Annotated in this window: 9 protein-coding genes; 5 read left to right on the top strand and 4 right to left on the bottom strand. The window is 73.8% G+C overall.

Features of this window, described 5'->3' with window-relative positions; genetic code table 11:
* Position 1: 1 nt before the first annotated feature.
* Positions 2-274, top strand: a complete 273-nt coding sequence (locus Q8W71_RS14210; RefSeq protein ID WP_305526033.1) for a hypothetical protein — start codon at positions 2-4, stop codon at positions 272-274.
* 177 nt (positions 275-451) lie between these two features.
* Here the strand turns inward: Q8W71_RS14210 and phnE (Q8W71_RS14215) are convergent, their stop codons facing one another.
* From phnE (Q8W71_RS14215) to phnD, 4 genes are all read right to left on the bottom strand, one after another.
* Entirely contained in the window at positions 452-1,261 is an 810-nt protein-coding gene (gene phnE, locus Q8W71_RS14215; protein WP_305526034.1) for a phosphonate ABC transporter, permease protein PhnE, read from the bottom strand.
* Positions 1,258-2,049: a phosphonate ABC transporter, permease protein PhnE gene (phnE, locus tag Q8W71_RS14220; RefSeq protein ID WP_305526035.1), complete on the bottom strand. Its 792-nt coding sequence runs from the start codon at positions 2,047-2,049 to the stop codon at positions 1,258-1,260. Before phnE (Q8W71_RS14220) ends, phnE (Q8W71_RS14215) begins: the two co-directional genes overlap by 4 nt.
* 247 nt (positions 2,050-2,296) lie before the next feature.
* A complete protein-coding gene (phnC, locus tag Q8W71_RS14225) occupies positions 2,297-3,091 on the bottom strand; it encodes a phosphonate ABC transporter ATP-binding protein (protein ID WP_305526036.1) in 795 nt (264 codons plus the stop codon).
* Positions 3,092-3,099: 8 nt separating this feature from the next.
* Positions 3,100-4,122 (bottom strand): phosphate/phosphite/phosphonate ABC transporter substrate-binding protein, encoded by a 1,023-nt coding sequence (phnD, locus tag Q8W71_RS14230; protein ID WP_305526037.1) that lies wholly within the window; start codon positions 4,120-4,122, stop codon positions 3,100-3,102.
* A gap of 420 nt (positions 4,123-4,542) precedes the next feature.
* Here phnD and Q8W71_RS14235 point away from each other — a divergent pair, with 420 nt between their 5' ends.
* From Q8W71_RS14235 to coaD, 4 genes are all read left to right on the top strand, one after another.
* Positions 4,543-6,480, top strand: coding sequence for an autotransporter assembly complex protein TamA (locus Q8W71_RS14235; protein WP_305526129.1), 1,938 nt, complete (start codon positions 4,543-4,545; stop codon positions 6,478-6,480).
* 207 nt (positions 6,481-6,687) lie between these two features.
* Positions 6,688-10,974 (top strand): translocation/assembly module TamB domain-containing protein, encoded by a 4,287-nt coding sequence (locus tag Q8W71_RS14240; RefSeq protein ID WP_305526038.1) that lies wholly within the window; start codon positions 6,688-6,690, stop codon positions 10,972-10,974.
* Between the two features lie 116 nt (positions 10,975-11,090).
* Positions 11,091-11,408 carry an HPr family phosphocarrier protein gene (locus tag Q8W71_RS14245; RefSeq protein ID WP_305526039.1) on the top strand — a complete coding sequence of 106 codons (318 nt, stop codon included), beginning with the start codon at positions 11,091-11,093 and terminating at the stop codon, positions 11,406-11,408.
* Positions 11,409-11,511: 103 nt separating this feature from the next.
* Positions 11,512-12,018, top strand: coding sequence for a pantetheine-phosphate adenylyltransferase (gene coaD / locus Q8W71_RS14250; protein ID WP_305526040.1), 507 nt, complete (start codon positions 11,512-11,514; stop codon positions 12,016-12,018).
* Positions 12,019-12,024 lie beyond the last annotated feature (6 nt).

Genomic DNA, 12,024 nt, shown 5'->3' on the forward strand with positions numbered 1-12,024 from the left:
GATGCGCCCGTTGCTGCCGACCCTCGTGATCACAGGCCTCCTGACGGGGGTCGCCGCCGCGCAGAGCCCGCAGACCGTTCCGAACATCCAGCAGCCCCCGATCCAGAGCCCGCAGGACGCCTATTGCCGGCAGCAGGCGGAGGCCCAGGTCTTCAGCGCACCCAATCCGAACAAGCTGAGCCTCTACGATCTCGGCTCGCAGATCTGGCACCTGTGCATGGCCTCCGCCTACGGCCGGGGCCCGAACCCGGGCCGGAACGACACGAAGTTCTAGGACGCGCTCGCGCCGACGCGGGTCCGGCCCGATCGCGGCGCGATCGGGCCGGACCCTATGGCCGTGGGGGCTGGAGCAGCAGCGTCGCAAGGGCTTCACCCAACTCCGCGACGTCGCGCGTGACGCCCTGGCGGCCTTCCGCAGATCACCGCGGCGTCGGGCAGGCCGGGGCGGGGCTCACAGGATGCGCCCGCGCACGAAGGTCACGATCACCTCGGCCAGCACGACCACGGTGAAGATCACCGCCAGCACCACGGCGACCTGATCCCAGTAAAGCAGGTTCAGGGCGGTATCGAGCGCCACGCCGATGCCGCCCGCGCCGACGAGGCCGAGCACCGCCGATTCGCGGATGTTGATGTCCCAGCGGAACAGGGCGATCGACCAGAAGGCGGGCTTCACCTGCGGCCAGTAGCCGTAGTTGAGGATCGCCGGCCGGCCGGCGCCCGCCGCGGTCAAGGCCTCGATCGGCCCGCGCTGCGCCTCCTCCAGGCTCTCGGCGAGAAGCTTGCCGGTGAAGCCGATGGAGCGGAAGGCGATGGCGAGCGTGCCCGCGAGCGGCCCGGGCCCGAACACCGCCACGAACAGCAGCGCCCAGACCAGCGAGTTCACCGAGCGCGAGGCCACGAACGCGAACTTGGCCACGAGGTTGAGCGCGAGGCTCGGCGTGACGTTGCGCGCGCCGATAAGCGCGAGCGGCACCGCCATGACGAGCGCCAGCAGGGTGCCGAGGGTCGCGATGTGCAGGGTCTCGACCAGCGCGGTCAGCGTCGGTTCGAGATAGGCGGCGTCCGGCGGCCACATCCGCCCGAACAGGTCGCCCATCTGTTCGGGGGCGTCGTAGAGGAACTCGGGGATGATCTCGATGGTGCGCAGGCTCACCACCAGGGCGGCCACCGCGAACAGGTAGAAGGCGAAGCGGGCGAGCCGCAGGGGGAGGGGGAAGCGGTGCCAGACCCGCGGTCCCGGGTGGACGGCGGGCGCGCTCACTGGAACACCTTCCGCGCCCAGCCCGAAAAGATCTCGGCGACCATGATCAGCGCCACGATCACGATCAGGATCGCCAGCACCACGTCGAAGTCGAAGCGCTGGTAGGCGGTGAACAGGGTGGCGCCGATGCCGCCGCCGCCGACGATGCCGACCATCGTCGAGTTCCGCAGGTTCGAGTCGAGCTGGTAGGTCGAGAAGCCGATGAAGCGCGGCAGCACCTGCGGGACCACGCCCATGATCAGCACGGCGAAGAAGCCGGCTCCCGTGGCCCGCACCGCCTCGACCTGCTTCAGGGAGATCTCCTCGATCGCCTCGGCGAACAGCTTGGCGATGAAGCCGATCGAGGCGACGATCAGCGCCATCACCCCGGCCAGCGCCCCGAAGCCGATCGCCTTCACGAACAGGATGGCGACGATGATCGGGTGGAAGGAGCGGCAGAGCGCGATGAGCGCGCGGGTCGGCCACGTCACGAAGGCCGGCATCAGGTTGCGGGCGGCCAGGAACCCGATCGGCAGCGCCAGCGCGATGCCGAGCGCGGTGGCGATCACCGCGATCTGCAGGCTTTCGAGGATCCCGGACTGGATCAGCTCCCACCGGGAAAAGTTCGGCGGGAACATCCGGGCGAGGAAGCGGCTGCCGTGTTCCAGGCCGCTGGCGAACCGCTCGGGCACGAAGCCGAGGCGGCCCGCCGCGTAGACGACGTAGACGGCGAGCAGCAGCCAGCCGGCCCGCGCCCACCAGTTCGGGCGGAACGCGATTTTTTTGGGGGTTGCGGTCGCGGGCCTCATCGGACGGCCCGGCACGCCGCAGGTGCCCTCCCTCCCCCCTCTGCGGGGGAGGGTACCCTGCGCAGCGGGGGGGGAGAGGGGCGGCGCGACGTCTCAGGATCGGTCGTGCGGCGCGACCTTTCCGGACGCGGCGCTCCCCTCTCCCGACCCCTGCTCACGCAGGGGTCACCCTCCCCCGCAAAGGGGGGAGGGAGGGGGCGCGTGGCGGTCGTCGGAGAACCCGAAAAAATCCTGCCCCGCACGGCGCTCATTCCTGCCAGTTCTCGCCGCCGTAGATGCCGTTGAGGTCGCGCTCGGTCAGGCCCTCGGGCGGGCCGTCGTAGACCACGTGGCCGCCGGACATGCCGACGACCCGGGTGGCGAAGCGCCGGGCCAGGGCGACGTTGTGGATGTTGACCACCACCGGCACGCCGCGCTCGGCGGCCAGCCGCGACAGGATCTCCATGATCTCCACCGAACTCTTCGGGTCGAGGGAGGAGGTCGGCTCGTCGGCGAGGACGATCTCGGGTTCCTGCATCAGCGCCCGGGCGATGCCGACCCGCTGGCGCTGGCCGCCGGACAGCGCGTCCGCGCGGCGCTCGGCGAAGCCCGCGAGGCCGACCGCCTCCAGCAGGTCGAAGGCGCGGTCGATGTCTCCTTGCGGGAACTTGCGCAGCCACGCCCGCCAGACCGGCACGTAGCCGAGACGGCCGCAGAGCAGGTTCTCCATCACCGACAGGCGCTCCACGAGGTTGTACTCCTGGAACACCATGCCGATCCGCCGCCGGGCCCGGCGCAGGCCGGTCCCCGACAGGGTCGCGAGATCCTCGCCTCGGAACAGGATCTGCCCCGCGGTCGGCTGCACCAGCCGGTTGATGCAGCGGATCAGCGTGCTCTTGCCGGTGCCGGACGGTCCGATGATCGCGGTGAGCCCGGTGCCGGGGATCGTCAGGTCGATGCCGCGCAGCACCGGCTGGCCGGGGCGGTAGGCCTTGACGAGGCCGCGCAGCACCAGGGCGCGGGGATCGTCGGTGGCCGCCTGTGCGCCCGCGGGAGCGGTCACGGCCAGATTCACGGCTTGCTACCGGCCTCGGACTTCTTGCGGGCGGCCTCGGCCTCCCGGGCGGCCTCCCGCTCGTAGGCGGCCTTATTGTAGGGGGTGCCGGATTCCTCGGCGACCTTGCGCACGATCGCCCAATCCTTCTGGTAGGTGATCGGCGCGAAGCGGTCGTCGCCCTCGAAATCCTTCACCATGTCAGGGGGAAAGCGGAAGTCGTAGAAGCACTGCTTGAGCTTGTCGGCCAGCTCCGGCTTGAGGTCGTGGGCGTAGGCGAAGCCGGAGGTCGGGAAGCGCTCGCTCCGGTAGATGATCCGGTAGTCGTCGGCCTTGATCGTGCCGCGGGCGACCATCCGGTCGTAGACGTCGGAGGCGACCGGGGCAGCGTCGTAGTCGCCGGTGCCGACGCCGAGCGCCGACTTGTCGTGCCCGCCGGAGAACAGGATCTTGTAGTCCTCGCCGGGCTTCAGGCCCTGGTCGGGGAACAGCGCCTTGGGGGCGAGGTTGCCGGAATTCGAGGACGGCGCGGTGTGGGCCACCCGCTTGCCCTTCAGGTCGGCCAGCGTCTTGTAGGGGCTGTCCTTCTTCACGAGGACGACGAGGTTGTAGCCCTGGGCGCCCGCCTCGGTCCCCTTGGCGGCGAAGGGCACGGCGCCCGCCATGTTGACCGCGAAGCCGAGCGGCCCGGTGGAGAAGCCGGCCACGTGCAGGCGGCCGGAGCGCATCGCCTCGATCTCGGCGGAATTCGACTGGACCGGGTAGTACACCACCCGCTTGCCCGTGCAGGTCGAGAGGTAGGTGGTGAACGGCTTGAAGGCGTTCTCGTAGACGGCGGGGTCCTCCACCGGCGTGTAGGCGAACACGATCACGCTCGGGTCGCGGGTCTTGGCCGGCACGTCGGCGACGAGGTCGTTGTTCGCGTCGCAGTAGGCGGTGTCGAGCTGGCCGCGGTTGGGGCAGGCATCCGCGGCGAGGGCCGGAGCGGCGGCGAGGCCGGCGACGAGGGCGAGGGCAGGCCCGACGGTTGCTGTTCTCACGCGCACTCTCCTTGGCGTCCGGGCGCTTCGTGGCGGCGCCCTCTCCCCGGGCGCCCCGCGACGACACCGTCGCGCCCTTGTTGGCAGCCCGCTCACCGGCGCGCAAGGAAGGCGTGCCGCCCCCGGTGACGGTGCGGGCGACCGCGTCCCGTGCCAGGGGCCTGGACGTGCGGCACAGACGTTTTGCCGCCACAGAGGGGCTGCAAACCGGGACGGGTCTCCGGTGGCGCCCGCGCCGCACGGGTGACCTTCTTAACAGGAATGGGCTAGACCCGGGGCAGGGGTATCGGGGGCGCGGCGTCGATGGAAAACCGGATGATCGGCCCGGCCGCGCGCGGCCGGGACTGACGGCCGCGGTTGCGCGCGCGTCCTCGCCAGAACCCGCCGGCCGCCGCGGGGCGCCGCCGCGCCCCCGGGGTCCTGCTCGCCTGCGCGGTGCTCGCCGGGCTCGCCGGACCCGAGCCGGCCCGGGCCTTCGACCTGTTCGGGCTGTTCGGCTCGGAGCCGGAACCGCCGGCGCCGAGCCCGGCGACCGTGCCCTACGCGCTGCGCATCGCCGGCACGGACGATTCCGACGTGCTGCGCGCCCTTCAGGACGTGTCGTCCCTCTACCGCCTGCGGGGCGACCCGCCGCCGGACGGGGAGGGGCTGGTGCGCCGCGCCGAGGCCGACCTCACCCGGTTCGCCGACGTGCTGGCGGGCTACGGCTACTACCAGGGCACGGCGGCGATCCGGGTCGACGGCGTGCCCGTGGTCCCGGGCGCGGGGATCGAGGCGGCCGCCCGCGCCGCGGAGAACTGGCGCAACCGCGGCCTGGTGCCGGTGAAGGTCGCGGTCGATCTCGGGCCGCTCTACCACCTGCGCAGGATCACGGTGCGCGACCCCGCCGGCCGGCCGTTCCCGGAGGCGGTGCTGCCCCCGCGCTTCACCCGGGTCGAGCCCGACGTGCCGGGCCGCTCGGCCACGGTGCTCGCCCGCGAGGCGGCCATCGTCGACCGGTTCCGGGCGCAGGGCCATCCCTTCGCCAAGGCGGTGGCGCGCGATCCCGTGGTGGACGACGCCGCCCACGTCATGGACGTGACCTTCACGATCGATCCCGGCCCCGCCGCGGGGCTCGGGCCGATCACGGTGAGCGGCGCGCCGGGCATCGACCCGGCGACCATCCGCTCCTTCATCTACGCCGAGCCCGGCGACCCGTACTCCCCGCAGGCGGTGGCCGCGATCCGCCGCTCGGTGGCGCGGATCGAGGGGATCGGCTCGGTGCGGGTGCGCGAGGGGACGGCGCTGGATGCGGACGGCAACCTGCCGCTGTTCGTCGATCTCACCGAGCGCGAGCGCAACCTCGCCGGGATCTCCGCCCGCTACTCCACGGTCGACGGGCCGGGGGTGCGCGCCTACTACGCCAACCGCAACCTGTTCGGCGGCGGCGAGACCTTCCGGATCGACGCCGACCTCTACTATCTCGGCCTCGGCTACGACCCGTTCGCGACGCAGCGCAAGCTCGCCGGCATCGGCACCAACGGCCTGGGCGGGCGCCTCTCGGCGACCTACGTGCAGCCGGCCCTGTGGGGCAGCCGCAACGACTTCCTGGCCAACGTGTTCGGCACCCGGGAGGTGCAGCAGAGCTACCTCGTCGACGGCGGCGGCGCCTCGGCCGCGATCCGCCACCGCTTCTCGGACACGTTCTCCGCGCAGATCGGGCTCGACGCGCAGATCGGGCGCTCGAAGGACGCGCTCGGGACGGTGAAGTACCGCCTGATCGGCGTGCCGGTCTCGGTCACCTACGATTCCACCGACAGCCTGCTCGACCCGACCCGCGGCTTCCGCGCCATCGCCTCGCTCGCGGCCTATCCGGGAGCGATCTCGGATCCCGGCATCCTCGTCGCGAAGGCGCAGGGGTCGGGCTACTACTCCATCGACGACGAATCCCGGATCGTGCTGGCGGGCCGGGTCGGCTTCGGCTCGGTCTCGGGGGCGCCACTCGCCGAGATCCCCGACAATTTCCGCTTCTTCGCGGGCGGCGGCGGCTCGGTGCGCGGCTACCCCTTCCGGACACTGGGTCCGGTCGGCCCGTTCAACCTGCCGATCGGCGGCCGCAGCCTGCTGGAAGCCTCGATCGAGGCGCGGATCAAGGTCACCGACACGATCGGCGTGGTGCCGTTCTTCGACGCGGGCACCGCCTACGCCTCCGCCCTGCCGGATTTCGACGAGACGATCCGCAAGTCGGTCGGCATCGGCCTGCGCTACTACACCAGCATCGGCCCGATCCGCGCGGACGTCGCCTTCCCGCTGGACCCGTACAAGGGCGGCCACGTCCGCCCGGCGGTGCTGTATCTCGGCCTGGGACAGGCGTTCTGAATGTTTTTTGGAGATGCAGATCGCGCCGCTTGTCCCTCCCCCCTCTGCGGGGGAGGGTGGCCCGCGAAGCGGGTCGGGAGAGGGGAGCGCCGGTGCCGAACGGTGCACCCGGCATCAGCCGCAGGGTCCCTCCTGAAGCCGGGCTCCCCTCTCCCGACCCTCGCTGACGCGAGGGCCACCCTCCCACGTAGATTGGGGAGGGATGCGTTGGCCGTCGTCCTGTCTATCTTCGTCTGTCTCCTCCTCGCCCTCGCGCCCGCCCGCGCCGACGAGTCCGAAAAGGGCGTGCTCGCGGGCCTCCTCTCGCGCGCCCTCTCCACCCCGGCCTCGCGGGTCTCGATCGGCGCCGTCGACGGCGCCCTGTCCTCGGACGCGACGATCCGCGACGTGGCGGTGAGCGACCGGGCCGGCGTCTGGCTGCGGCTCGACCGGGCCCGCATCGTCTGGCGGCGGCTGGCGCTGCTGTCGGGGCGGCTGGAGGTCGACAGCCTGGAGGTCGGGCGGCTGGAGATGCTGCGCCGGCCGCTGCCCGGGCCGACGCCCCCGGAGGCCAAGCCCGACGGCAAGCTGCTGCCGGACCTGCCGGTCAAGGTCGAGATCAAGGGGTTCAAGCTCGCCGAGCTCGTCCTCGGCCCGGAGGTGGTGGGCCAGCCGGCGCGATTGACCGCGGAAGGCCGGGCCAAGCTCGGCGCGGCGAGCGAGGGGCTCGACCTGCGCGCCGAGGCCCGGCGGCTCGACGCCGCCGGCCGGTTCGCCCTGACCCTGCTCTACGTGCCGCAGGGCGACCGCCTGGAGCTGAAGGCGCAGCTCATGGAGGAGGCCGGCGGCCTGCTCTCGAAGGCCGCCAACATCCCCGGCGCGCCGCCGATCGCCTTCGACCTCGATGGCACCGGCACCCTCGACGCCTGGAACGCCCGGCTCGACTTCACCGCCGGCCCCGAGATCGGCGCCAAGGGCGGCGCGCGGATCTCGCGGATCGGCGCCGAGCGGCGTCTGGCCCTCGACCTCGCCGCCCGGGTCGAGGGACTGGTGCCGGGCCCCGCCGCGGCGGTGTTCGCGGGCACCACGAAGCTCGACGGCAGCCTCGGCTTCGCCGACAGCGGCGCGGTGCGGATCGACCGGCTGGAGCTGACCTCGCGCACCGCGCGGCTCGCGGCCGGCGGCACCCTCTCGGCGGCCCGCGTCGCCGACCTGACCCTCCAGGCCCGGGCGATGCCGACCGACGGGGAGCTGACGAAGGCGGGCGATGCCGAGATCGCCCGGCTGGTGTTCGACGGCAGCCTCAAGGGTCCGCTGACGACGCCGACGGTGCGCGGCAGCCTCGACGCCGCCGGCCTGAAGAGCCGCGGCTCGGCGCTGGAGCGGGTCGAGGCGCGGCTCGCGGTCGAGCCGGCGGGGGACGCGTCCGCGGGGCGCTTCGCCATCACCGCCGACGGCCGCGCCGAGGGCCTGCGCCTCGCCGACCCGGCACTCCGCCGGGCCCTCGGCGGCCAGGCGAGCCTGACGCTCCGCGCCGCCTCCGGGCCGGACGGGGTGATCGACGTGACGAGCCTGAAGCTCGAATCCGACACCGCCCGGGCGTCCTACGCGGGCCGTGTCGGCCAGAACACCCTGACCGGCACCCTGGACGCGGCGCTCCCCGACCTCGCCGCCTTCTCCGGCCTCGCCGGGCGGGGGCTCGCCGGCAGCCTCGACGCGCGGGCGCGCCTCACCGGCGATCCGGCGCGCAAGGCGGTGGCCGCCGACCTCACCGTGACCGCCGCGCGGCTCGCCACCGGCCTCGCCCCCGCCGACCGCCTGCTCGGCCGCTCCCCGACGCTCCAGGGCCGCGTCTCGCAATCCTACGACGGCTACGGCTTCGACCATCTGCGCCTGGAGGGTGCCGGGCTCACCGCCACGCTCCAGGGCGAGGCCACCGCCGCGGCAGCCGACGTGCGGGCCCGGGTCGACCTCAAGAGCCTGTCGGACCTCGACGGGCGCTTCACCGGCCGGGCCGCCCTCGACGGCCGGCTCACCGGCTCGCTGGAACGCCCGGACCTCGCCGCGACGCTCACCGCCCCCGCGGCCACTACCGACGGGCGGCCGATCCGCAACCTCGCCGTCGAGGCCCGGGTCGCCGACCTCACCGGCGCACCCGACGGCACGCTGAAACTCTCCGGCGAAGTAGCCGGCAAGCCGCTCGCGGGCGGCGCCCACCTCGCCCGCACCGGCCCGGACTGGGTCCTCGACGGGCTCTCCCTGGGCCTCGGCTCGGTGGCGGTGGACGGCCGCGCGACGGTGGCGGCCGACACGTGGCTCTCGGCCGGCAGCCTGACCGTGCGGGCCGCTGACCTCGCCGACCTCGCCCCGCTCGCCCCCGAGCCGATGGCCGGGCGCCTCGACGCGTCCGTCACCCTCGCCCGGGACGGCGGCCGCCAGGACGCGGCGATCCGCGCCACCGGCTCCGGGATCCGCTACGGCGCCTACGCCCTCAACCGCCTCGACGCCGACCTGCGGGGCCGGGATCTGCGCGCCCATCCCGTCCTCGACGGCCACCTCGACGCCGACCGGCTGGTCGCGGCGGGCCAGAGCGTCGAGTCCCTGCGCCTCGCGGCCACCGGTGCGCCCTCGGGCAGCGACGTGACCCTGACCGCCCGCGCCCGCGGCTTCGCCCTCGACGCCGCCGCCCGCGTCGTGCCCGCCGCCGACACCCGGATCGCGTTGCAGCGCTTCGCGGCGGCCCGCGGCGGCGACCGCTTCGCCCTCACAGGACCGGCGACGATCACCCTGCGCGACGGCGGCGCGGCGATCGACGGCCTCACGATCGCGGCCGGCTCGGGCCGCGTCGCCGTCCAGGGCCGCGCCGGCCGCGACCTCGACCTGCGCGTGACCCTGCGGGCCCTGCCGCTGGCGCTCGCCCGCATCGCGGCGCCCGACCTCGCCCTGTCCGGCACCCTCGACGGCGAGGCCGAGCTGCGCGGCTCCCCCGACCGGCCGGAGGGGCGCTACGCGCTGACCGTCTCGCGCCTCGTCGCCCCGCAGACCCGCAGTGCCGGGCTGCCGCCGGTGGACGCCCAGGCCAAGGGGGTGCTGTCGGACGGACAGGCGAGCCTCGACGGGCGGGTGACCGCCGGGCGCGGCGTGGCGCTCACCCTCTCCGGCAGCCTGCCGGTTGAGCCGGGGGGGGGCCTGGCCCTGCGCGCCCACGGCACCCTCGACGCCGCGCTCGCCAACACGGTGCTCTCCGTCGGCGGCCAGAGTGTCGCCGGCCGGGTGGCGATCGACGGCGGCGTCACGGGTACGCTGGCCGCGCCCCGGGCCGAGGGCTCGGCCGTGCTCACCGGCGGCAGCTTCACCGACCCGCTCAACGGCATCCGCCTGACCAACGTCGAGGGCCGGGTCACCGGGCGCGGCGACAGCCTCGTGGTCGAGCGCCTCACCGCCGCGACCCGCAACGGCGGCCGCCTCGCGGTGGCCGGCCGCGTCGGCCTCGACCCGGCCGGCGGCTTCCCCGGGCAGTTCCGGGTCACCGCCGAGCGGGCGGAGCTGGTGTCGAGCCCGCTGCTCACCGCCATCGCCAGCCTCGACCTGTCGCTCGCCGGCCCGCTCGCCCGCACCCCGCGGGTGAGCGGCCGGGTCGACGTCGCCTCGATCGACGTGGCGGTGCCGGACCGGCTGTCCGCCACGGTGCGGCCGCTGCCGGGGGTCCGCCACGTCAACGCCCCGCCGGAGTTGCGCGCGCGGCTGGCACGGCAGTCCGAGAAGAAGAATGCGGCGCGGCGATCCCCGAAAAAGCCGGCGGTGCCGTTCGACGCGACGCTGGATGTGGCCGTCGACGCGCCGAGCCGGATCTTCGTGCGCGGCCGCGGCCTCGATGCGGAGCTGGGCGGTTCCCTTAGGATCACCGGGACGTCCCGCGACCCGAACGCGGTCGGCGCCTTCACCATGCGCCGGGGCCGTCTCGACCTCGTCGGACAGCGCATCGACTTCGACCGCGGCAAACTCACCTTCCTCGGCAGCCTGACGACCCCCGATCTCGACTTCGCGGCGCAGACCAAGGCCGGGGACGTGACCGCCCGGGTCGCCGTCACCGGCCCGGCGGACATGCCCCAGTTCAGCCTGACCTCCGACCCCGCGCTGCCCCAGGACGAGATCCTGTCGCGCCTGCTGTTCAAGAAGGCGGCCGGCGGCCTGTCGCCGTTCCAGGCGCTCCAGCTCGCCCAGGCCGTGGCGCAGCTCTCCGGGGGCGCCGCCGGTCCGGACGTGTTCGGCGAGGCGCGCAAGAGCCTCGGCCTCGACAGCCTCGACGTCTCCACCGGCGCGAGCGGCGGACCGGCGCTCGGTGCCTCGCGCTACATCTCCGACCGGATCAGCGTCGGCGTGAAGGCCGGCGCCAAGCCCGCCGACACGGCGGTGGGCGTGGATTTCGACGTGACCCGCCGGATCAAGCTCAAGGGCGAGACCGGCAGCGACGGCCGCACCAGCGTCGGCGTCGGCGCCGAGGTCGAGTGGTGATTTTTTGGGACTCGGCCGCAGTCCTCGGATCCGAACGTGGATCGATGGGCCGGCTTGACTGTTAAGCTGCCGACACGGCCGTGCTTGCGCAGATGGGCACGGGGGATGGAAGGGCGATGGACGACCTCTACGAGACCGACGAGAACCCGCCGGTGCCCGAGGGCGGGCTCCTGCGGATGCTGCCGATCATCAACCGCCGCGGCCTGCACGCCCGCGCCTCGGCCAAGTTCGTGCAGACGGTGGAGCGCTTCGACGCCACGGTGGCCGTCACCCGGGCCGGGGAGACGGTCGGCGGCCGCTCGATCATGGGCCTGCTGACGCTGGGCGCCGCCAAGGGCACCCGCATCGCCGTCACCGCGGTCGGCCCGGACGCGGAGAGCTGCCTCGACGCGATCGAGGCCCTGCTCGCCAACCGGTTCGGCGAGGACGAGTAGCGCGGGCGGCGGGCGCCGGGCCGGTCACAAAGTCGCCCCGGCCGGCGACGGTCCCCCACCCTCGGGTTCCGTTCCCCCCGAAAATCCTCTACGCCCCGGGGCGATGACCCGCACCGCCCTCTATGCCGGCTCGTTCGATCCGGTCACGAACGGCCATCTCGACGTCGTGCGCCAAGCCTGCCGGCTGGTGGACCGCCTCGTGATCGCCATCGGCGTGCATCCCGGCAAGGCGCCGCTGTTCTCCGCAGACGAGCGCGCAGCGATGCTGACCGAGACCTGCGGGCCGCTGGCCGCGGCCGAGGGCGCGACGCTCGACATCGCCACCTTCGACGACCTCGCGGTCTCGGCGGCCCGCCGCTGCGGCGCGGCCCTGTTCATCCGTGGCCTGCGCGACGGCACCGACCTCGACTACGAGATGCAGCTCGCCGGCATGAACGGGGCGATGGCGCCGGAGGTGCAGACGGTGTTCCTGCCCGCCTCGACGGGCGTGCGCCCGATCACCGCGACGCTGGTGCGCCAGATCGCCGGAATGGGCGGCGACGTCGCCCCCTTCGTGCCGCCCACGGTGGCCGCGCGGCTCCGGGCCCGCTTCGCCGACACGACCTCCTGAAGACCG

This window comes from Methylobacterium amylolyticum (assembly GCF_030700245.1).
Taxonomy (GTDB): domain Bacteria; phylum Pseudomonadota; class Alphaproteobacteria; order Rhizobiales; family Beijerinckiaceae; genus Methylobacterium.

What these genes read in the sequence shown, in the direction of transcription:
- Q8W71_RS14210 (WP_305526033.1), top strand. Translation starts at nt 2, where the DNA reads ATGCGCCCGTTGCTGCCGACCCTCGTGATCACAGGCCTCCTGACGGGG.
- coaD (WP_305526040.1), top strand. Translation starts at nt 11,512, where the DNA reads ATGACCCGCACCGCCCTCTATGCCGGCTCGTTCGATCCGGTCACGAAC.
- Q8W71_RS14245 (WP_305526039.1), top strand. Translation starts at nt 11,091, where the DNA reads ATGGACGACCTCTACGAGACCGACGAGAACCCGCCGGTGCCCGAGGGC.
- phnE (WP_305526035.1), bottom strand. Translation starts at nt 2,049, where the DNA reads ATGAGGCCCGCGACCGCAACCCCCAAAAAAATCGCGTTCCGCCCGAAC.